This window comes from Microbacterium arborescens (genome assembly GCF_030369635.1).
In the GTDB taxonomy this organism is placed as follows: domain Bacteria; phylum Actinomycetota; class Actinomycetes; order Actinomycetales; family Microbacteriaceae; genus Microbacterium.
Window position 1 is genome coordinate 239,542 of sequence record NZ_CP128474.1, and the last position, 22,683, is coordinate 262,224.

A 22,683-nucleotide genomic window follows, 5' to 3' on the forward strand; every position below is an offset into this window, starting at 1 on the left:
GGCAGACTCGAGGGATGATCTCCGTGCCGCTGCTCGACCTCATCGGCCCGGATCCCTCCGACGACGCGATCTACGACGCCTTCACGACCTGGGCGGAAGGGCGGGGCCTCACCCTCTACCCGGCGCAGGACGAAGCGGTCATCGAACTCGTCTCGGGTGCGAACGTGGTGCTGGCCACGCCGACCGGCACGGGCAAGTCGCTCGTCGCGGTCGCGGCGCACGCGACATCCGTCGCCCGCGGTGGGCGCACGTACTACACCGCCCCGATCAAGGCGCTCGTGAGCGAGAAGTTCTTCGCGCTCGTCGAGATCTTCGGCGCCGAGAGAGTCGGCATGGTGACGGGCGACTCGTCGGTCAACCCCGAGGCGCCGATCATCTGCTGCACGGCCGAGATCCTCGCGAACCTGGCGCTGCGCGAGGGACCCGACGCCGACGTCGACCAGGTCGTCATGGACGAGTTCCACTTCTACGGCGACCCCGACCGCGGCTGGGCCTGGCAGGTGCCGCTGCTGACGCTGCCGCGCGCGCAGTTCCTGCTGATGTCGGCCACGCTCGGCGACGTCACCGACCTCGCCGACGACCTCTCGCGCCGCACGGGCCGGCGGACGGCTCTGGTCACCGGGGTCGAGCGTCCCGTGCCGCTGCACTTCTCGTACGAGCGGCGTCCGGTCCACGACGTCCTCGAGCGGTTGCTCGAGGAGCGCGAAACCCCGGTCTACATCGTGCATTTCTCGCAGGCCGCCGCGCTCGAGCGGGCGCAGGCCCTGTCGAGCGTGAAGATCACGACCCGCGAGCAGCGGGATGCCATCGCCGAGGCGATCGGCGGATTCCGCTTCACGACCGGCTTCGGCAAGACCCTCTCGCGACTCGTGCGCGCCGGCATCGGGGTGCACCACGCCGGCATGCTGCCGCGCTACCGGCGCCTCGTCGAGACGCTCGCCCAGCGCGGGCTGCTCAAGGTCATCTGCGGCACCGACACGCTCGGGGTGGGCATCAACGTCCCGATCCGCACGGTCGTCATCACCGCGCTGTCGAAGTACGACGGGACCCGGATGCGGCAGCTCACCGCCCGTGAGTTCCACCAGGTCGCGGGCCGTGCGGGCCGCGCCGGATTCGACCCGCACGGCAACGTCGTGGTCATGGCGCCGGAGTGGGAGATCGAGAACGCCGTCGCCCTCGCCAAGGCCGGCGACGACCCCGCCAAGCGGAAGAAGATCGTGCGCAAGAAGGCGCCGACCGGGGTCGTCAACTGGGGCGAAGGGTCGTTCGAGCGTCTCGTCGATGCGCAGCCCGAGCCCCTGACGCCGCAGATGCAGTTGACCGCCGCGATGCTGCTCAACGTCATCGGTCGCGGCGGCGACGTGTTCGGCAACGTCCGCTCGCTCGTCTTCGACAACCACGAGCCCCGCGCCCGCCAGTATGCCCTCGCCCGCCGCGCCCTCGCGATCTTCCGCACCCTGGTCGCCGCCGGCATCGTCGAGGTGACGCGCCCCGCGCCCGCGCCGGCGCCTGCCGTCGACTCGCCAAAGAGTGCGGATGTGGCGGGTGCGGCATCCGCATTCTCTGGCGACTCGACGATCAGGCTCACCGTCGATCTGCAGCCGAACTTCGCCCTCAACCAGCCGCTGTCGCCGTTCGCGCTCGCCGCGATCGAGCTGCTGTCGCCCGATGATGCCGAGACAGGTACCGGGCACTACGCGCTCGATGTGGTGAGCGTCATCGAGGCGACGCTCGACGACCCGCGCGCCATCCTGTCGCAGCAGGAGTACAAGGCTCGCGGCGAGGCGGTCGGCGCGATGAAGCGGGACGGCATCGAGTACGACGAGCGGATGGCGCTGCTCGAGGAGATCACCTGGCCCAAGCCCCTCGCCGACCTGCTCTCTCAGGCGTTCGAGACCTTCGCATCGAGCCAGCCGTGGGTCCGCGACTTCGAGCTGTCGCCGAAGTCGGTCGTGCGTGACATGTTCGAGAGGGCCATGTCGTTCGGCGAGTTCGTCTCGTTCTATCAACTCGGGCGCAGTGAGGGGTTGGTGCTGCGGTACCTCAGCGACGCCTACCGCGCGATCCGCCAGACCGTGCCGGCCGAGGCGCGCACCGACGACCTGATGGACCTCATCGAATGGCTCGGCGAGCTCGTGCGCCAGGTCGACTCGAGCCTCGTCGACGAGTGGGAGTCGCTCGCGAACCCGACCGGCGACCCCGACGCCCCGGTGGTACCGCCCGCGCCGCCCTCCGTGCTGACGAACCGGCGCGCGTTCACGGTGCTCGTGCGCAACGAACTGTTCCGCCGCGTTCAGCTGGCGGCCCTGCAGGACGACGAAGCCCTCGAAGCCCTCGACCCCGACGTCGACTGGCCCGAGGTGCTCGACCGCTATTACGACGACCACGACGAGGTCCTCACCGGCGGGGCGGCGCGCTCGCCGTCGCTCTGCGTCATCGACGAGTCCGCGGCCCGTGACGGCCTCTGGCGCGTCGAGCAGATCATCGACGACCCCGCCGGAGACCACGACTGGCGCATCCGTGCCGAGGTCGACCTCGAGCAGTCCGTCGAGGCCGGCACGGCGGTGGTCCGGGTCACCGAGGTCGTCCGCCTCTGACTCCGGCGGGGACGGCGGTGCCCTGCCGGGGCTGCCGGTTGCCGGCTGTGTCTTGCCGCGCTCTGCTGTGTCTTGCCGCGCTCTGCTGTGTCTTGCCGCGCGGGCGTGTGCCGTCGTCAGGCTGAGCGCGGAGCTGGGCCCGGTTGAGGCTCGAGTACAGCTGCTGAGCCTGTTGGCGGGACGTGGTCGGCGGTCCGCGAAGACGGGCGGGAGTGGTCCGCGGCCGTCTGCCCCCGCTCGGTCTCGCCTCCGGTTCGGCGGGCGCGCCGTGCCGTCGACAGGCTGAGCGTGGAGCTTGGCCCGGTTGGGGCCCGGATACCGCGGCTGAGCCTGTTGGCGGGACGCGCCCAGCCGGCGGGTCGGTAGGGCGGGCCGGTAGTGCGTGGAGCCGGCGGGTCGGTAGGGCGGGGCCGGCCGGGCGCCGAGCCGGCGAGCCGGGAGGGCGGTGCCGGCCGAGGGTGGAGCCGGTCGGGTGCGGCGACCGGCCCGGGGCGGGTGGCCAGGCCGGACGGCGGGGAGGAGTACACCGGGCAACGGTGCCGGCGACAGGCTGCGCGCCGGTTTGCGGTGTCGCGGGCGCGACTTCGGGTGAGCCAACCTGTTCACGGGACGCGTCGGGGCGGGGCCGCTGGGTCGCGCGACCGCCGACAGGCTGACTGCCCCGGTGCGGGCTGCGCAGCCGCGGATGTCGCGGGCCCGGGGCATGATGAGGCTGTGGCCACACATCTCGGGTTCCTGCGGGCGATCAACCTCGGCGCGACGCGCGTGTTCCCGAAGGGCGACATCCGCCGCGTGACCGAGGGCGTCGGCTTCGATGACGTCGCCACGCACATCAACACCGGCAACATCCGATTCGAGACGCGGATGCGCTCCCGGGCGAAGATCGAGCGGACCCTCGAGCGGGCGTACGCGGTCGACCGGGGGTTCGACGTTCCGACGATCACGTTCCGGGCCGATGAGTTCGCCGCGCTCGCCGCTGAGGCGCTCGCGGTGAGCGACGCGAACCCGGGCCTGGCCCGTCACTACGTCTACCTGCTCAAGGACGAGCTCGATGCCGACACCGTCGACCGGGTCGAAGCCCTCGCCGCTCCCTCCGGGCGCATGCTCGTGCGGGGTCGCGCGGTCCATGCGCTCCTCGAACCCGGGTACCGCGACGGCACCGTCGACCCGTTGGGCGCGGCGAAGCTCCTCGGTGTCGCGACCAACCGCAACCTCGGCGTCGTCACGACCCTCGCCGAACGGTGGTGCTGACGGGGGCGTGCGACGCCCCTGCGTCTGGGGACGCGCCCAGCAGGATGTCGGATGCCGCGGCTATCGTGAATCGAGTGAGTCGAGAGCAGCAGCCCCGGGATGTCGATCCCTACGCCGACCTCGACTGGAACCCCGACGAGTTCGCGCCACCCGAAGACTTCGACGCACCGCCGCCGCCCGAGTTCGACGGGTACGGCGCCGCTGTCGCCCGCGCCACTCGCGACCGCGCTGCAGCCCCTGAGTCGAGCGCCCCAGCCCGCCGGGCCGCAGCCCCGGCCCGCACCGCACACCCGGGCGCGACCGCAGCTCCCGCCGCCGTCCTCTCCCTCGCCCGTCGCGACTTCGTCGGGACCGACCCGCGCGCGGTGCTCAAAGAGGTCTTCGGCTACGACGACTTCCGCGGCGACCAGGGCGACATCGTCTCGCATGTCATCGGTGGCGGGGATGCCGTCGTCCTCATGCCCACCGGCGGAGGCAAGTCGATCACCTACCAGGTGCCCGCGCTCGTGCGCCCGGGCACCGGCCTCGTCGTCAGTCCGCTCATCGCGCTCATGCACGATCAGGTCGACGCTCTGATCGCCAACGGCGTGCGCGCCGCCTATCTGAACTCCACGCAGTCTCCGGGCGAACGCGCGGGCGTCGAGCAGGCCTACCTCGCGGGCGAGCTCGACCTGCTCTACGTGGCGCCCGAGCGCTTGAGCGTGCCGCAGACGACGCAGCTGCTGCAGCGCGGAGCCCTGAGCGTCATCGCGATCGACGAGGCGCACTGCGTCTCGCAGTGGGGCCACGACTTCCGGCCCGACTACCTTTCCCTCGGCGACCTCGACGAGCGGTTCCCCGGGGTGCCGCGTATGGCCCTCACCGCGACTGCCACCCGCGCAACGCACCAGGAGCTGACCGAGCGGCTTCGGCTGCCGCAGGCGCGTCACTTCGTCGCGAGCTTCGACCGGCCCAACATCCAGTACCGCATCGAACCCAAGGTCGATCCGCGGCGACAGCTCGTCACGTTCATCCGCTCGATGCCCGAGGGCTCGGCCGGCATCGTCTACGCGCTCAGCCGCAAGTCGGTCGAGCAGACGGCCGACTATCTCGCCGCACAGGGGCTCGACGCGTTGCCGTACCACGCGGGGCTGCCGGCCGAGATGCGTGCTGCCCACCAGTCGCGGTTCCTCCGCGAAGACGGCGTCGTCATGGTCGCGACGATCGCGTTCGGGATGGGCATCGACAAGCCCGACGTCCGGTTCGTGGCCCACATCGACCTCCCGAAGTCCGTCGAGGGGTACTACCAGGAGACGGGCCGAGCCGGGCGCGACGGCGAAGCGTCGATCGCCTGGATGGCCTATGGCCTGGGGGACGTCGTGCAGCAGCGGCGCCTCATCGACCAGAGCCCCGGCGACCGCACCTTCAAGATGCGCATGGGGCAACACCTCGACGCGATGCTCGCCCTGTGTGAAACAGTCGCGTGCCGCCGACAGAATCTGCTCGGCTACTTCGGTCAGGACTCCGAGCCCTGCGGCAACTGCGACACGTGCCTCACGCCGCCCGACACCTGGGATGGTCTGATCCCCGCCCAGAAGCTGCTGTCGACGATCATCCGGCTTCAGCGCGAACGCAATCAGTCGTTCGGCGCCGGCCATCTCGTCGACATCCTGCGCGGCGCGTCGACGGAGCGCATCCGTCAGCAGCGCCACGACGAGCTGGCGACGTACGGCCTCGGCTCCGATCTGTCCGACCAGGACTGGCGCAGCGTCATCCGGCAGCTCCTCGCTCGCGGCATCCTCGTCGCCCGCGGCGAGTACGGTGTGCTCGCGGTCGGCGATGCCGGAGCCCCCGTGCTCAAGGGCGAGACCGGCGTTCCGCTGCGACGCGACGTGCTCGGACGAGGGCAGAACAGCGGCGGCTCGCGGGTGCGCAAGGCTGCTGCGGCCGAGCAGGTGGCCGAGGGCGACCGCGACCTCTTCGAGGCGCTGCGCGCGTGGCGTGCCGAGCAGGCGCGCGAGCAGGGGGTGCCCGCCTACATCGTCTTCGGCGACGCGACCTTGCGCGCCCTCGCCGATCGTCGGCCCCGCACCTCGGCCGACCTCGAGGGAATCACGGGCATCGGCGCCAAGAAACGCGAGGCCTACGGCGACGCCGTGCTGGCCGTCGTCGCGTCGCACTGACCGACCGGATGTCGCGGTCGCACAATGCGGGTCGCCGACGTACCGGCATCCCGTTGTACCCATCGTCCAACCCGCTTGGCGAGGTGTTGTGGAAGTTCTACCGTGATTATCGACTCCGATCCTTCCGACGTCGAAAGGCACGCGATGACCGACGCCGCTGTTCGTCCCCACAAGCCCGCAACCGAGAACCGCACCCCCGCCGGGGGAGCTCCGACCGCGCCCCATACCGCGGAGGAGGCGCACGAGGCGCGCATCGACATCGACGCGGTCACCGACATGCTGCTCGGAACCTGGGCGGCGACGCGTCGCGAGGCGCGCGAGATGATCAAGGACCCCGTGTTCTGGCAGATCCCGGGCGAGCCGATGGCTGAGCACCGCGAACGCGTACTCAAGCAGCTCCACCTGCTCGTCGAGCGCGGCGCCTCGGGGCGCGGCTATCCGAAGGAGTACGGCGGCGACGGCGACAACGGCGCGAACCTGGCCGGCTTCCAGGAGCTCGTGCTCGCCGACCCCAGCCTGCAGATCAAGTCCGGCGTGCAGTGGGGCCTCTTCGGCTCGGCCATCCACCAGCTCGGCACGAAGCCCCACCACGACGCGTGGCTGCGCGACGCGATGGAGATGCGCCTGCCGGGTGCGTTCGCGATGACCGAGACCGGGCACGGATCGGATGTCGCTGCCATCGGCACGACCGCCACGTACGACCCCGAGACCGAGGAGTTCGTCATCCATACGCCGTTCCGCGGTGCGTGGAAGGACTACCTGGGCAACGCGGCGGTGCACGGCAAGGCGGCCACCCTCTTCGCTCAGCTCATCACGGGCGGCGTGAACTACGGCGTCCACTGCTTCTTCGTGCCGCTCCGCGATGACGAGGGCAACTTCCTGCCCGGCGTCGGCGGAGAGGACGACGGGGTCAAGGGCGGGCTCAACGGCATCGACAACGGTCGTCTCCACTTCGATCACGTCCGCATCCCGCGCACGAATCTGCTCAACCGCTACGGCGACGTCGCGCCCGACGGCACCTACAGCTCCGACATCGCCAGCCCGGGCCGCCGGTTCTTCACGATGCTCGGCGCACTCGTGCAGGGGCGCGTGTCGCTCGACGGCTCCGCCACGACGGCTTCAGCGCTCGCGGAGTACATCGCCGTGACCTACGCCAACCAGCGCCGCCAGTTCGACTCCGGCGCCGGCACCGAAGAGGTCACCCTGCTCGACTACGGTCGGCACCAGCGCCGTCTGCTGCCGCGGATCGCGCAGACCTACGCGCAGTTCTTCTCGCACGACGAGCTGCTGCAGGCGTTCGACGGCGTGTTCTCGGGCCGCACCGACACCCCGGAGGGGCGCGAGAACCTCGAGACTCTCGCCGCCGCCCTCAAGCCGCTGTCGACGTGGAACGCGCTCGACACGATCCAGGAGTGCCGCGAGGCATGCGGGGGTCAGGGCTTCCTCGCCGAGAACCGCATGGTCGACCTGCACCACGACCTCGATGTCTTCGCCACTTTCGAGGGCGACAACAACGTGCTCCTGCAGCTGGTCGGCAAGAGGCTCCTCAGCGACTACGCCAAGCAGTTCAAGGGCGCCGACGCCAGGTCCCTCGCGAAGTTCGCCGCCGTCTCGACGGCCGAGCGCGTGTTCCACGGTGCCGGTCTTCGCCGCCTCGGTCAGTCGGTAGCCGACTTCGGGCAGATGGCGCGGTCGGTCGAGCTCGGGCTCCGGGCCGAGCAGCAGCACGAACTGCTGACGGGCCGCGTCGAGCAGATGATCGCCGACATCGCCGCCGCTCTCCGTCCCGCGTCGAAGATGTCGCAGCAGGATGCCGCCGCCGTCTTCAACCAGCACCAGTCGGAACTGATCGAGGCCGCACGCGCCCACGGTGAGCTGCTGCAGTGGGAGGCGTTCGCGCAGGGTGTCGAGCGCGTCGGCGACGAGGGCACCCGCCAGGTGCTCGTGTGGCTGCGCGACCTCTTCGGTCTGACCCTCATCGAGCGGCACCTCGCCTGGTACCTGATCAACGGTCGCCTCTCGACTCAGCGGGCAGCCGCCGTCACGAGCTACATCGACCGGCTCTGCGCGCGCCTGCGCCCGCACGCCCAAGATCTTGTCGATGCCTTCGGTTTCGCACCCGAGCACGTCCGCGCTCCCATCGCGTCCGGCGCGGAGGCGGAGCGGCAGCGCGAGGCGCACGAGTACTTCGCCGACCTCGCCGCGTCGGGCAACGCGCCCGTCTCGGAGAAGACGCTCGCGAAGTCGGGAAAGCGGGGCTCCTGAGGCGCGGCCCGGCCATCGGGTCCTTCCGTGTCGGACGCCCTCGCTAGCCTGGCGGAATGGCGCTCGACCTCATCACCGGACCCGACGGCCTGGACCGCTGCGGCTGGGTGGGTGACGACGCCGAGTACCGCCGCTACCACGACGAAGAGTGGGGTCGCCCGCTTCACGGCGACCGTGCGCTGTTCGAGAAGCTGAGCCTCGAAGGGTTCCAAGCGGGGCTCAGCTGGATCACGATCCTGCGCAAGCGCCCGCGCTTCCGCGAGGTCTTCGCCGGCTTCGAGCCGGTGCGTGTGGCGGCATTCGGTGCGACGGAGATCGCGGCTCTCATGGCGGACGCCGGCATCATCCGCAACCGGGCGAAGATCGAGGCCACCATCTCGAACGCGCGGCTGCTGCTCGACGTCGCCGACGGCGAGTTCGACGAGCTCATGTGGTCGTTCGCTCCTGAGGCGGGCCGGCCTCGCCCCGCGACACTGGCCGACGTGCCGCCGGTGACGACGGAGTCCGAGGCGATGAGCAAGGCACTGCGCCGCCGTGGCTTCCGATTCGTCGGTCCGACGACGATGTACGCGCTCATGCAATCGACCGGCATGGTCGACGACCACGTCGAGGGATGCCACCGAACCCTCGCCCTCGACGTCGCGAAGCCCCACAATGGGGAGGTCCGCACCGAGAGGATGTCCGATGGCCGCCGCATCCGCTGAGATCGTCGCCGATTCGCACGAGGTCATCCGCGTCCGAGGCGCGCGCGAGAACAACCTCGACGATGTCGACGTCGACGTCCCGAAGCGACGTCTCACGGTGTTCACCGGGGTGAGCGGCTCGGGCAAGTCCTCGCTCGTGTTCGGCACGATCGCCGCCGAGTCGCGGCGTCTCATCAACGAGACCTATCCCACCTTCGTGCAGCAGTTCATGGCGCAGATCGGGCGGCCCGACGTCGACTCGCTCGAGAACATCAGCCCCGCGATCATCGTCGACCAGGAGCGGATGGGCGCGAACGCGCGCTCGACCGTGGGCACGGCGACCGATGTCCACGCGATGCTGCGCGTGCTGTTCAGCCGCATCGGCGAACCGTTCGTAGGGTCGCCGCAGGCGTTCTCGTTCAACGTGCCCTCGGTGTCCGGCGCCGGCGAGATCACCATCGCCGTGGGCGGCGATGCGGGCCGCGAGCAGCGACGGTCGTTCCAGGTGACGGGTGGCATGTGCCCCGACTGCGAAGGTCTCGGCGAAGTGAGCGACGTGGACATCGATGAACTCGTCGATCGGTCGAAGTCTCTCAACGAGGGGGCCATCCAGGTTCCGGGCTACAACGCCGACGGCTGGATGGTGCGCGGGTACAGCGAGTCGGGTCTGCTCGATCCCGACAAGCCGATCGCCGAGTACTCGGATGCCGAGCTCGCGGACTTCCTCTACAAAGAGCCCACGAAGGTCAAGATCCAGAGCATCAACATGACCTACGAGGGGCTCGTGCCCCGGATCACGAAATCGATGCTGCAGAAGGATCGCGACGCGTTGCAGCCCCACGTCCGGGCTTTCGTCGAGCGTGCGGTGAAGTTCATGCCGTGCTCGGCATGCGGCGGAACGAGACTCAACGCGGGCGCGCGCTCGGCGAAGATCGCCGGCGCGAGCATCGCGGACGCCGCGGCGATGCAGATCACCGATCTGGCCGACTGGCTCGGGGCGATCGACGCCCCCGCCGTCGAGCCGTTGCTGGCCGGCCTGCGAGCCACCGTGCAGTCCTTCATCGACATCGGCCTCGGCTATCTCTCGCTCGACCGCTCATCGGGAACGCTGTCGGGCGGCGAAGCTCAGCGGACGAAGATGATCCGGCATCTCGGGTCGAGCCTGACGGATGTCACCTACGTCTTCGACGAACCGACCGCGGGTCTTCATCCGCACGACGTCCAGCGCATGAACGAGCTGCTGCGGGGGCTCCGAGACAAGGGCAACACCGTGCTCGTCGTCGAGCACAAGCCCGAAGTCATCGAAGTCGCCGATCACGTCATCGACCTCGGTCCCGGGGCGGGACGCCATGGCGGGCGGATCCAGTTCACCGGATCCGTCGCCGAGTTGCGGGCATCCGGCACCCTGACGGGGCGGCACCTCGACCACCGGGCTCAGCTCAAGCCGACGGTGCGGGCGTCGACCGGCGTCATCGAGATCCGTGGAGCGACCGCCAACAACCTCAAGTCGGTCGACGTCGACGTCCCGCTCGGCACCCTCACGGTCGTCACCGGGGTCGCCGGCTCGGGGAAGTCGTCGCTCATCCACGGCAGCCTCGCGGGGCGGGAGGGAGTCGTCGTCGTCGACCAGTCGCCCATCCGAGGCAATCGTCGCAGCAGCCCGGCGACGTACACGGGCCTGCTCGATCCGATCCGGTCGGCGTTCGCGAAGGCCAACGGGGTCAAGCCGGCTCTCTTCAGTGCCAACTCGCAGGGGGCGTGCCCGGCGTGCAAGGGGCTGGGGGTCATCGTCACGAAGCTCGGCATCACCGCATCCGTCGAGACCGAGTGCGACGTGTGCCAGGGGTCGGGGTTCAGTCCCGAGGTCCTCCAGTACACCCTCGACGGGCGAACCATCGCAGACGTGCTCGCGCTGAGCGCAGCCGAGGCGGCCGAGGCGCTGCCCGCACGTGTGGCGGGCGGCATCCTCTCGCGTCTGATCGATGTCGGCCTCGGTTACATCACGCTCGGCCAGGCGCTCAGCACACTCTCCGGCGGGGAACGACAGCGGCTGAAGCTCGCGATCTCGATGGCCACGTCGGGTTCGGTGTACATCCTCGACGAGCCGACGACGGGCCTGCATCTCGCCGACGTCGACAACCTCCTCGCCCTGCTCGACCGGCTCGTCGGCGCCGGCAACTCCGTCATCGTCATCGAGCACCATCAGGCGGTCATGGCGCACGCCGATCACATCATCGACATCGGTCCCGGTGCCGGGCGTGACGGCGGGCAGGTCGTGTTCGAGGGGTCGCCGGCCGACCTCGTGGCGGCCGCCGACACACTCACCGCGCAGCATCTGCGGCGCTACGTCGCGACGAGCGCGGCGCCGGAGCGGTGATGCACACGTCCGCCAGGGTTGACATGGGGAGAACTCCCCATGTCAACCGCCGAATCCGGCACCCCTCTTGACATAGGGTGGTTCCGCAGTTCAACCAGCGCGAGCCCGGAAGCCGGGCCGATGATCGTCGCCCCGGGGGGAGCCGAGCCCAATGAAGTCGACCTCGTGGCTGCGGGCACGCCCGCGAACGCTCATCTCCGCCGGCATCGTGACCGTCGCAGCGCTCACCATCGGCACGCTCGCCGTCGCGTACGAGGGCGAACCCACGACCGAGGTCGACCTCCACGACGGCGGCGTCTGGGTGACGAAGCAGTCGAGCCTGCTCGTGGGGCACTACAACAACGAGTCGCGTGTGCTCGACGGAAGCCTGCGTACGACGTCCGCTGAGTACGACGTCCTCCAGTCGGGTCCTCGCGTGGTCGTGGTCGACTCCGACGGCTCGGCGATGTCGGCGGTCGATCCGGCGAAGGTGGTGCTGTCGGGCACGGCCGAGGTGCAGCCCGGCGCGCAGATCGCCCTCGGTTCCGACACCGTCTCCGTGCTCGACGCTGCCGGCGACCTGCGCACCGTCCAATTCGCCGGCGTGAACGGCTTCAGCTTCGAGGGCAACGAGCCGATCGCCGAACTCGGCGAGAACGCGACCGCGACGGTCGGCACCGACGGCACGATCTACGCCGCGTCCGCGGCGGGTGCGTCGCTCTACGCCTACGCACCGATCGGCGACGGCACCGTCGCCCAGACGGCGGAACGACGCCTTGAGGGCATTGCCGAGGACCACGAGCTCGCGATCACATCGCTCGGGCAGACGCCGTTCGTGCTCGACCGTGACACCAATCTTCTGTACGGAGGAGACGGCTCGCAGACGAACCTTCCCGCGGACGCGCTCCTGCAGCGCCCGTCGAACTCGGCCGAGACGCTCACGGTGAGTACCGGCAGCGCCTTGCTGCGGGTGCAGCCGGGGGGTCAGACGACCACGATCGAGGCCGGCGCCGAGGGCACACCTGCCGAGCCCGTTTACGTGGGCGGCTGCGCCTATGGGGCGTGGTCGGGTTCGGGTGTCTTCGTCCGCGACTGCGCCGACGACGCCGACGACATCGTGCAGAAGATCGAGGGCATCGATCCGGCGGCCAAGCTCGAGTTCCGCGTGAACCGCGACGTCGTCGTGCTCAACGACGTGTTCGGCGGTGCGGCGTGGCTCGCGAGCGAGAACATGCAGCGCGTCGACAACTGGACCGACATCACCCCGCCCGAGGGCACGGGTGACGAGGAGCAGGAGACGACCGAAGAGACGGTCGAGACCGCCCTGCCCGAGCGCACGGAGGAGAACACGCCGCCGATCGCCGTGGACGACTCGTTCGGTGTTCGTCCGGGTCGTACGACCGTGCTCCCCGTCCTCTTCAACGACACCGACGCCGACGGTGACGTGCTCGTCGCCGAAGCGACGAGCGATCCTGCGTTCGGCCAGATCTCGCCGATCCAGAACGGCGGCGCCCTCCAGATCGCGGTGCCCGACGACGCGTCGGGGTCGACGTCGTTCACCTACAAGGCCGACGACGGCCGGGGCGGCGAAGCGTCGGCCACCGTCCGGCTGTCGGTGCGAGGAGACGACGAGAACTCCCCGCCGGTCCAGCAGCGCGTCACCCCGGTGACCGTCGAGGCCGGCGGCACGACGTCGTACAACGTCCTCAGCGAGTGGATCGACCCGGACGGCGACGACATCTTCCTGAAGTCGGTCCAGCCCGACGGCGGCGACGAGGCCGACTTCACCTCCGACGGCCAGATCACGTATCGCGCGATCGGCGCCGTGCAGGGCCGCAAGGACGTCCCCATCATCGTGTCGGACGGAACCGACGACGGCGCCGGTGTCCTCCGCATCGACGTCCGCCCTCCCGGCACGACGGTGCCCGTGACCAACGCCGACCACGTCGTGACCCGGGTGGGGCAGTCCGTCACCGTCTCTCCTCTCACCAACGACACGAGCGCGGGGCGCGAGCCGTTGCGTCTGACGCGCGTCGACGAGGTGGAGGGCGCGACGATCCAGCCCGACTTCGCCGAGCAGACCTTCACGTTCACCTCCGACGTCGTGAACACCTACTACGTCGACTACCTCGTGTCGGCGGGCCCGAACAGCGTGCCCGGCCTCGTTCGTGTCGACGTCCTGCCGGCCGCCGACACCAACCTCCCGCCCGTCGCGGTGCGCGATGTCGCGTTGCTGCCGACCGGCGGCGATGTGCTGGTGAACGTCCTGGGCAACGACACCGACCCCGCCGGCGGCATCCTCGTCGTCCAGTCGGTGACGGCCGACCCGGACGGCGGCGTCACCGCGGCCGTGCTCGGCCACGAGACCGTCCGCATCACCGACCAGGGCTCGCTCAGCGAACAGACCCGGGTGTCGTACACCATCTCCAACGGCGATCAATCGGCCACCGGCGAGATCGTCGTGATCCCGATCCCCGCGCCCGACAAGCTGCGGCCCCCGGTCGCGAACAACGACACGGCGGTCGTGCGCGTGGGCGACGTCGTGACGATCGACGTGCTCGCGAACGACACGCACCCCAACGGCGACACGCTGCACGTCTCACCCGAGCTCGTGCCGCCGCTCATCGACGAGGTCGACGGCCAGGTGTTCGTCTCGGAGGACAAGCTCCGGTTCCGCGCCGGCGACGAGCCCAAGACCGTCAACGCCACCTACGAGGCGGTCGACAGCTCGGGTCAGCGCGCCGGCGCCTATGTGACGATCCAGATCCTGCCCCGGCAGGACGACGCCAACGCGGCGCCGCGCCCGCGCGACCTCACCGCGCGCACCCTGAGCGGTTCGAAGGTGACGATCCCCGTGCCCCTCGACGGCATCGACGAGGACGGCGACTCCGTCGAGCTGATCGGCATCGCGAGCTCGCCGAGCAAGGGCCGTATCGTCGAGACCGGGTCGAACACCTTCGTCTACGAGGCCTTCGACACCAGCGTCGGCTCGGACTCGTTCACCTACCGGGTGCGCGACCGCCTCGGCAAGGAGGGCACCGCGCGTATCCAGGTCGGCGTCGCGCCGCCGGAGACGACCAACCAGGCGCCATACGCGGTGAAGGACGCGGTCATCATGCGGCCGGGACGCCAGGTGGCGGTCTCGGTGCTCCTGAACGACTCCGACCCCGACGGCGATCTGTTCGGCTTCGCCGCCGACGCACTCGAGGTGCCGGACGTCGACGGGCTCGCGGCCGAGGTGTCGGGCGAGCAGGTCATCATCACCGCCCCCGACGTGCCGATGAACACCAGCATCCAGTACACGATCGAGGACGCGCGCGGGCTGAAGGCCACGGCTCCCGTGCAGATCACCGTCGACCCCGACGTGCCGCTGCAGCGCCCCATCGCCCGTGACGATCGCGTGCGCGCCGAGGACGTCGACGAGAACGGCGTGGCCGAGGTCGCGGTGCTCGACAACGACGACGACCCCGACGGCACACGCAGCGCGCTGCGCGTCACGCTCGGTGCCGGCGGCGAGAACGCGACCGTGCGGCCCAACGGCACGGTCTCGGTGCAGCTGACCGACGAGCGACAGCTCATCACCTACTTCATCACCGACGAGGACGAGCTCACCGCGGCCGCCTTCATCCACGTGCCCTCTCTCGCAGAGCTGCCGCCGAGCCTGATCTCGACCGAGGCGCTGGTCGTGCAGAGCGGCGAGACCGTCGAACTGCCGCTGTCGGAGTATGTGCGTGCCTCGGGCGGACGCGACGTCGTCGTCACCGAGGCCGAGAAGGTCACTGCGGCGCACTCCGACGGGGCATCCCTCGTCAAGGACGAGCGGACGCTCGTCTACACCTCCGCCGCCGACTACTTCGGTCAGGACGCACTCACCTTCGAGGTCACCGACGGCTCCGGTCCCGACGACCCCGAGGGGCGCAAGGCGACCCTGATGATCCCCATCACCGTCACGCCACCCGACAACCGGCCGCCGAGCATGATCGGTGCGCAGATGGATGTCGCGCAGGGCGAGGACGCGCGAACCCTCGACCTCGCCGCCCTCGCGACCGACCCCGACCCCGACGACGCCGGAAACCTCCGGTTCGCCATCGTCGGCGGAGCGCCCGACGGGCTCACGGCGCGCGTCGACGGCTCGGTGCTGTCGGTGCAGGCGAGCACCGACGTCGCCAAGGGGACGTCGCTGCCGGTCCAGGTGAGCGTCACCGACGGCGAGTCCGACCCGGTGACGGCGACGATCACGGTCACGGTCACCGCTTCGACGCGGCCCCTCGCGACGGCGAACGCCGACGTCATCGAGCAGGCCGACCAGGGTGCGACGATTCCGGTCTCCGTGCTCGACAACGATGTGAATCCGTTCCCGGAGACGCCGCTGAAGGTCGTCGGAGCGTTCACCGAGACATCGGGCGCCTCCGCCACCGTCGCCGGCGATCGCGTGGAGGTCACCAGCCGTGCGGACTTCGTGGGAACGCTCGTCGTCCGCTACCGGATCCAGGATGCGACGGGCGACCCCGATCGCGAGGTCGAGGGTCAGATCCGCATCACGGTGCAGGGGCGTCCCGACGCGCCCGGCAAGCCGACGGTCACCAGCGTCGAGAGCCGCACCGTCGTGATGTCGTGGTCGCCGCCCGTCGACAACGGCGCGTCGATCACCGGCTACACGGTGCGCTCGACGTCGGGTTCTTACAGCCGCGAGTGCCGCTCGACGACCTGCACGCTCGACGGGCTGACGAACAACGTCGAGTACAACTTCGTGGTCACCGCGACCAACCGCGTCGGCGAGTCCGACCCCTCGCTGCCGTCCGAGACCGCGCGTCCCGACCAGCGGCCCGACACCCCCAACCCGCCGACGCTCGCGTTCGGCGACCGCAGCGTCGACGTCACCTGGACGGCTCCGCGCACGGAGGGCTCGCCCGTCGAGAGCTACAGCCTGCAGATCTCGCCGGCACCGCCCTCCGGTGTGGCCGAGAAGACCGGCGTGACCGGCAGCCCCATCACGTGGGACGGCCTGCAGAACGGTGTGCAGTACCAGGTGCGCGTGCGTGCCCACAACCGCGCTCCCGAGCCGTCGAGCTGGAGCGTCTGGTCTCAGGCGATGGTGCCCGCCGGCAAGCCGGACGCTCCCGGCGCACCGTCGACGCAGCGCCTCAACCCGGTGGGCAACCGCTCGCAGATGCAGGTGAGCTGGAACCAGCCGGCGAACAACGGCGATGCGATCGCGGGGTACCAGCTGCAGGTCCGCCGCGGCGGCGCGACCGTCGACACCATCAGCGTGCCCGCCGGCCAGACGAGCCAGGCCGTCACCGTCGACACCTCGACGACCGACTACACGTTCGTCGTCCGTGCCCAGAACAAGGCGGGCTGGGGCGAGTGGAGTGCGGCATCCGCACCTCGACGCGCCTTCACGCCTCCCGGCGCCCCGACCGGAATCAGCGCGAGCGAAGGCGACAACCGCGTCACCGTCTCGTGGACGGCCGGGCCGCTCAACGGCGCGAACCCCGGCGAGGTCAGCTACCAGTACTCCGTGAACAACGGCGGCTGGCGCAGCGACTGGATCGGCGGCGGCAACGGCGGGTCGGGCACGATCGGCAACGGCCAGGTGAACAACAACGGCACCTACACGGTGCGCGTGCGTGCCGTCGCCACGGCCGACGGATCGCGCTACGAGGGCGAGTCGTCGGCGGCGTCGAACCAGGTCGCGCCCTACGGCCAGATCGGCAACCCGTCCGCCAGCGCCACGCGCGACGGAAACCGCGTCACGCTGTCGTGGTCGTCGCCGTCCCGGAACGGTCGCGACATCACCACCGAGATCAGTATCAACGGCGGCGGGTGGCAGCGCGTCGACGCGAGCGGATCCAGCCCGCGCGGCGATGTGGGCTACAGCAGCACGCAGTCGATTCGGGTGCGCGTGAGCGCCGCTGGTAGCGAGGCACGCGAGGCCTCCGCGAGCGTGACGACGCCGAACCCGCCCCCGCCGCCGCAGCCTCGCGCCACGGTCGAGAAGGGGTCCCCGGTCGGCGGCTGCGTGAACGGCTGCTTCCATCTGAAGGTGAACACGCAGGACTTCCCCGCGGGCAACTACCGCATCGACTGCTACGACGGTAACCGGAAGTTCAACACCTACCCGTCGTCGTACGACGTCCCGGCCGACGGCTCGATCCAGCTCGACTGCTGGATCGGCGCCGACGGGCGCGACATCTCCGCCGAGATCATCGGCTGGGGCCGAACCGGTACGACGCGCTGGTAGCCCCCGCATCCGCCCCCGGCATCCATTCACCACGAGGAACGAGAACGAACGAATGAGCATGACACCCGAGCAGGCAGCGTGGTTCCGCGACACCTTCACGCGCCTGATCGACAACGTCGACGCCGCCCTGCTCGGCAAGCGCGAGGTCGTGGCCCTCGTCCTGTCGGCGATGATCGCCGAGGGGCACGTGCTGCTGGAGGATGCGCCGGGCACGGGCAAGACGAGCCTCGCGAAGGCGATCGCGGCGAGCGTGCAGGGCACGTCGACCCGCATCCAGTTCACGCCCGACCTGCTGCCCTCCGACGTCACCGGCGTCACGATCTACGACCAGGCGAACAAGCGCTTCGAGTTCCACCGGGGGCCTGTGTTCGCCTCGATCGTTCTCGCCGACGAGATCAACCGCGCGTCGCCCAAGACGCAGTCGGCGCTGCTGGAGGTCATGGAGGAGTCGCGTGTCACGGTCGACGGCGTCGCGCACGAGGTGGGCCGCCCGTTCCTCGTCATCGCGACCCAGAACCCGATCGAGCAGGCCGGTACGTACAAGCTGCCCGAGGCCCAGCTCGACCGCTTCATGATCAAGACCTCGATCGGCTATCCGACCCTCGCCGTCTCGGAGCGCATCCTCGTCGGCGCCGTCGACCGCAACCCCTCTGCGAGCCTCAAGCCCGTGATCACCACGCGTGCCGTCGGTGAGATGGCCGACCTGGCCGCGACCGTCCACATCGATCCGGTCGTCGCCCGATACGCCGCGCAGATCGTCGAGGCCACGCGTGAGGCATCGGCGACGCGTCTCGGCGTCTCGGTGCGCGGGGCGATCGCGATGATCCGCATCGCGAAGGTCTACGCCGCGGCGCAGGGACGCCACTACGTCGTGCCCGACGACATCAAGCTGCTCGCCCTTCCGGTGTGGGCTCACCGCCTCGTGCTCGACCCCGAGGCCGAGTTCACCGGCACGACCCCCGAGACGGTCATGAACAACGCCCTCGCCGACGTCGAGGCGCCGCTCGCGCGGGCGGACGCTTGATGGACACACCCCCTGCCGCCCCGACCCCGACGCGTCGTCCGCGCCGGGGCCGCGGTGCTGCCGGCGGTGACGCTGCCGCTGCGGCGGGGAGCACCGCCGACGCACGCACCGTCGGCGACACGACGCGCGACGCCGACGCGACCGTCCAGGTCGGGGCGACGACACTGTCGGCCGACGCCGCACCGGTCAATGCCGAGGCGCCGTCGCGGCTCGTCGTCTGGCGGGAGCGGCTCGAGTCGTGGTGGGCGGTGGCACGCCGCGGCATCCGACTGGTCACCCGGACGATCCGTCCGCTCGGCTGGGTGCTGCTGTTCGCGACCCTGCTGCTCTGGTTCGTCGCGCTCAGCTTCGGATGGCAGGAGATGGTCATCGCAGCCGTCATCCTCACCGCCATCGTCGTCTTGAGCGTGCCCTTCCTCTTCGGCGGCACGGCCTACGACGTCGACCTCGACCTCACGCGCACCCACGTCGTCGTCGGCGAGCGTGCGATCGGCGGGCTGACCCTCGTGAACGGGACGTCGCGGCCGATCCTGCCGTCGCGGGTCGTGCTGCCGGTCGGTTCCGGTCGCGGCGAGTTCGATGTGCCGCGACTCGCGCCGCAGGCCGCCCACGAGGAGCTGTTCGCCATTCCCACCACGGCGCGCGGGGTGCTGGCGGTCGGACCGGTCAGCGTGCTGCGCGGCGATCCGCTCGGACTCTTCGAGCGCAGCAGCGACCGCCGTCAGGCCGTCGACCTCTACGTCCACCCGCGGACCGTCCCCCTCGAGGGGCTCTCGCTCGGGCGTCTGCGCGACCTCGAGGGGCTGCCCTCGACGCAGCTGGCCAGCGACGACGTGTCGTTCCACGCGTTGCGGGAGTACCAGCCCGGAGACGACCTGCGTCACGTGCACTGGAAGTCCACGGCCCGCGTCGGCAACCTCATGATGCGTCAGTACGAGGAGACCCGCCGATCGCACTTCGTGCTCGGGCTCTCGACGTACGCCGGGGACTACGCCGACCCCGACGAGTTCGAGCTCGCGATCTCGGCCGCCGGTTCGATCGGTCTGCGCGCTCTGCGCGACTCGCGGATGCTCGAGGCGCGCACGCAGCGCGGCCCGTTGCGCACGCAGGGGCCGCGTCGCCTGCTCGACAACCTGTCTGTTCTCGAGCACTCGCGCCAGCGCGACGGAGGGGTCGTGGCCCTCGCGGGGACGATCGCGATCAACTCGCACGGCATCGCGATCGTCGTGCTGTTCTGCGGTTCGGGTGCCGACTCGGCCGAGCTCAAGCTCGCCTGTTCGCGACTGCCCCTGGGGGTGCGTGTGCTCGCCGTGGTCGCCGACCGCTCGGCCGAGGTGCCGCTGCTGCGCCGTGTCGGCGATGCCGACGTCATCTCCATCAGCGCGCTCGACCAGCTCGCTCCCGCGATGCGGAAGGTGCTCTCATGATGTCGCCGCAGCGCCGCCGGCTCGTGCTCGACCTTGTCGCCATCGCGCTGCTGCTCGCCGTCGCGATCGTCGGCTTCGGACCGACGTTCGATGGCGGCGCCTACCTCATCGCGGGGTTCGGCGCGCTCGTCATCGGCGTCGGCATCGCTTGGCTGTGCGCCCGCCGCCGCTGGGGTGTGCTGCCCGCAGCCGGCCTGACCGTGGCCGCGTACTTCATCTTCGGCGGCGCGCTCGCGCTTCCCCAGACCGCGCTTTTCGGCGTCATCCCGACGCTCGAGACCTGGACCCAGCTCGCTCTCGGCTCGGTGCAGTCGTGGAAGCGCCTGCTCACGACGGTCGCCCCGGTCGCGCCCTACGACGGCCACCTGATCGTGCCGTTCCTGCTGACCCTCGTCGCCTCCGTGCTCACGGCCTCGCTCGCCCTGCGCCTGCGTCAGGCCGCATGGGCCCTGATCCCCGTGACGGCGTTCCTGGTCACGCAGATCCTGCTCGGGATGACCGAGCCCGCGATCCCCGTCCTGCAGGGCGTCGTCTTCGCCGTCGTCGCGTCGGTGTGGCTCGCGCTGCGACAGGCCTGGGACCCCGACAACGCCGCCGTGCGCATCGAGCCGTCGGCGACCTCGGATGCCGCGACCCTCCGGCACACGCGCCTGCGTCGGCTGATCTCGGGGACGGCGGTCGTGGCCGTGGCCGTGGGCGCCGGTGTCGCGACCGCCGCGGTGGCGAGCCCCCCGTCGACGCGGTACGTGCTGCGCGACATCGTGATCCCGCCTTTCGACGTGAAGCAGTACCCCAGCCCACTGCAGGGATTCCGGGGCCTCGTGCGGGATGACGCGGAGACGCCGCTGTTCACCGTGCAGGGCCTTCCGGACGGTGGACGCATCCGCCTGGCGACGATGGACGCGTACAACGGCATCGTCTTCAACGTGTCGGACGAGGGAGCCGGCTCGTCGAGCTCGTTCACGCCCCTCCGGTCCAACATGTCGCCCGACGCCGAAGGCGTTCCCGGTCAGCTGCAGTTCGAGATCGACGAGCTGCGGGGCGTGTGGCTTCCCGACGCCGGGGCCGTCCGGTCGATCGAGTTCGAGGGCGAACGCGCCGACGAACTGCGCCGCACCGCCCACTACAACGACGCCACGGGGACCGCTGCCGTCACCGCGGGACTCGCCCCCGGGACGACGTACACGGTCGATACGGTGTTCCCCGTGCTGCCCAGCGACCAGGCGCTCGCCGACGTCCCCTTCGCGCCGGTGAAGATGCCGAAGCAGGAGGGGATCCCCGACGGTCTGTCGCAGATCGCCACGGATGCCGTCGGCGACGCCGAGACCCCCATCAAGCAGGTCCAGGCGTTGGCGAACTGGCTGTCGACGGACGGCTACTTCAGCCACGGTCTCGAGGACGACCCGTACTCGCCGTCCGGTCACGGCGCGGCCCGCATCACGAGCTTCTTCGGCGGCGACGAGATCATCGGCGACGACGAGCAGTACGCCGTCGCGATGGCGCTGCTGTCGGCGCAGCTGGGCATCCCGGCGCGCGTCGTCATGGGATGGCACCCCGACGAGGGCGACACCGCGGGGGAGTTCACCGCGACGGGCGACAACGTCCACGCGTGGGTCGAAGTGGCGTTCGAGGGGTACGGGTGGATTCCGTTCGATCCGACACCCGACGAGGACAACGAGCCGAACGAGCAGACCACGACCCCGCGGGCCAATCCCAAGCCGCAGGTGCTGCAGCCGCCGCCGCCCGCTCAAGAGCCGGCCGAGCTGCCGCCCGCGATCGCGAACGACCGCGATCAGGAGGAGGAAGACGACCCCGGTTTCGATTGGATCGGCGCCATCCTCGCGCCGGTCGGCATCGGCATCGGCGTCCTCGCGATCATCTTCGCCCCGTTCGTGATCATGGGTGCGGTCAAGACCGCGCGGCGCACGAAACGGCGCAACGCCGACAAACCCGCCGACCGCATCAGCGGGGGATGGGACGAGTTGATCGACCGCGCGGTCGACCTCAACGCCCCCGTCGCCTCGGGTGCGACGCGTACCGAGAGCGCTCAGGTGGTCGCTGCCACGATGGAGCAGCCCGACGTGACCTCACTCGCCACGTCGGCCGATGCCCGTGTCTTCGGTCCGGGTGAGCCGACGCCGGAGGACGTCGACGCCTTCTGGCGTGAGGTCGACGCGATCGTCGTCGGAATGAGCGGGCGGGTGTCGGTCTGGCGTCGTCTGCGCGCACGTCTGAGTCTGCGCTCGCTCCTGCGCGGCCGCACCCGACGTACTCGGGGAGGCGACGCATGAGCGCGATGATCTTCGACACGGAACCGCTCACGGGCGTTCCCGACATCCGTAGCGGCGCCCGTGCGCTGCTGATGTGGGATGACGGCACCCGCACGGCCGTCTACGGTCGTACCGTCTTCGGGCGCGACCCGCATCGCACCAGCGGTGCCGATGCGATCGTGCTGCGCGACGAGACGCTGACGCTGTCGCGAACGCACTTCGAGCTCGTTCCGCTCGATCCCGTCGGCCTCGCGGTCGTCGATCGTGCATCGACGAACGGCGTCGTCGTGACGCGTGGGAGCGACGGTGTTCCCGTCGTGCCGGGCATGCAGACCGTGCTCCGCAGTGGCGACCGGCTCGACCTCGGCGATCGGTGGCTCGTCATCGAGGTCGTGCGGTGACAC

11 protein-coding genes are annotated in these 22,683 nt (G+C 70.3%); all 11 read left to right on the forward strand.

Annotation, left to right across the window (positions count from 1 at the left end):
* The first annotated feature begins 14 nt into the window (after window positions 1-14).
* The 11 genes from QUC20_RS01175 to QUC20_RS01225 all read left to right on the forward strand — a co-directional run bounded on the left by QUC20_RS01175 (window position 15) and on the right by QUC20_RS01225 (window position 22,680).
* The gene (locus QUC20_RS01175) at window positions 15-2,597 is read left to right on the forward strand and encodes a DEAD/DEAH box helicase (protein ID WP_289330680.1); all 2,583 of its coding nucleotides are present in this window, start codon (window positions 15-17) and stop codon (window positions 2,595-2,597) included.
* Window positions 2,598-3,311: 714 nt separating this feature from the next.
* Window positions 3,312-3,848 (forward strand): DUF1697 domain-containing protein, encoded by a 537-nt coding sequence (locus QUC20_RS01180; protein ID WP_289330681.1) that lies wholly within the window; start codon window positions 3,312-3,314, stop codon window positions 3,846-3,848.
* Between the two features lie 74 nt (window positions 3,849-3,922).
* Window positions 3,923-6,010: a DNA helicase RecQ gene (gene recQ / locus QUC20_RS01185; RefSeq protein WP_289330682.1), complete on the forward strand. Its 2,088-nt coding sequence runs from the start codon at window positions 3,923-3,925 to the stop codon at window positions 6,008-6,010.
* 144 nt (window positions 6,011-6,154) lie between these two features.
* Entirely contained in the window at window positions 6,155-8,275 is a 2,121-nt protein-coding gene (locus tag QUC20_RS01190) for an acyl-CoA dehydrogenase family protein (protein ID WP_289330683.1), read from the forward strand.
* Window positions 8,276-8,331: 56 nt separating this feature from the next.
* Window positions 8,332-8,979: a DNA-3-methyladenine glycosylase I gene (locus tag QUC20_RS01195; RefSeq protein ID WP_289330684.1), complete on the forward strand. Its 648-nt coding sequence runs from the start codon at window positions 8,332-8,334 to the stop codon at window positions 8,977-8,979.
* Window positions 8,960-11,335, forward strand: a complete 2,376-nt coding sequence (locus QUC20_RS01200; protein WP_289330685.1) for an excinuclease ABC subunit UvrA — start codon at window positions 8,960-8,962, stop codon at window positions 11,333-11,335. Before QUC20_RS01195 ends, QUC20_RS01200 begins: the two co-directional genes overlap by 20 nt.
* Before the next feature lie 151 nt (window positions 11,336-11,486).
* Complete coding sequence (locus QUC20_RS01205) at window positions 11,487-17,558, forward strand: Ig-like domain-containing protein (protein WP_289330686.1); 6,072 nt, start codon at window positions 11,487-11,489, stop codon at window positions 17,556-17,558.
* Between the two features lie 52 nt (window positions 17,559-17,610).
* Complete coding sequence (locus tag QUC20_RS01210; protein ID WP_120263733.1) at window positions 17,611-18,582, forward strand: AAA family ATPase; 972 nt, start codon at window positions 17,611-17,613, stop codon at window positions 18,580-18,582.
* Window positions 18,582-20,009, forward strand: coding sequence for a DUF58 domain-containing protein (locus tag QUC20_RS01215; RefSeq protein WP_289330687.1), 1,428 nt, complete (start codon window positions 18,582-18,584; stop codon window positions 20,007-20,009). Before QUC20_RS01210 ends, QUC20_RS01215 begins: the two co-directional genes overlap by 1 nt.
* Window positions 20,006-22,300, forward strand: coding sequence for a transglutaminase-like domain-containing protein (locus QUC20_RS01220; protein WP_289330688.1), 2,295 nt, complete (start codon window positions 20,006-20,008; stop codon window positions 22,298-22,300). Before QUC20_RS01215 ends, QUC20_RS01220 begins: the two co-directional genes overlap by 4 nt.
* Window positions 22,297-22,680: an FHA domain-containing protein gene (locus tag QUC20_RS01225; RefSeq protein WP_120263730.1), complete on the forward strand. Its 384-nt coding sequence runs from the start codon at window positions 22,297-22,299 to the stop codon at window positions 22,678-22,680. Before QUC20_RS01220 ends, QUC20_RS01225 begins: the two co-directional genes overlap by 4 nt.
* The last annotated feature ends 3 nt before the right edge of the window (window positions 22,681-22,683 follow it).

Excerpts from the sequence above, each read along its gene's own strand:
- QUC20_RS01175 (WP_289330680.1), top strand. The coding sequence starts at position 15 with ATGATCTCCGTGCCGCTGCTCGACCTCATCGGCCCGGATCCCTCCGAC.
- QUC20_RS01190 (WP_289330683.1), top strand. The coding sequence starts at position 6,155 with ATGACCGACGCCGCTGTTCGTCCCCACAAGCCCGCAACCGAGAACCGC.
- QUC20_RS01195 (WP_289330684.1), top strand. The coding sequence starts at position 8,332 with ATGGCGCTCGACCTCATCACCGGACCCGACGGCCTGGACCGCTGCGGC.
- QUC20_RS01200 (WP_289330685.1), top strand. The coding sequence starts at position 8,960 with ATGGCCGCCGCATCCGCTGAGATCGTCGCCGATTCGCACGAGGTCATC.
- QUC20_RS01205 (WP_289330686.1), top strand. The coding sequence starts at position 11,487 with ATGAAGTCGACCTCGTGGCTGCGGGCACGCCCGCGAACGCTCATCTCC.
- QUC20_RS01210 (WP_120263733.1), top strand. The coding sequence starts at position 17,611 with ATGAGCATGACACCCGAGCAGGCAGCGTGGTTCCGCGACACCTTCACG.
- QUC20_RS01215 (WP_289330687.1), top strand. The coding sequence starts at position 18,582 with ATGGACACACCCCCTGCCGCCCCGACCCCGACGCGTCGTCCGCGCCGG.
- QUC20_RS01220 (WP_289330688.1), top strand. The coding sequence starts at position 20,006 with ATGATGTCGCCGCAGCGCCGCCGGCTCGTGCTCGACCTTGTCGCCATC.
- QUC20_RS01225 (WP_120263730.1), top strand. The coding sequence starts at position 22,297 with ATGAGCGCGATGATCTTCGACACGGAACCGCTCACGGGCGTTCCCGAC.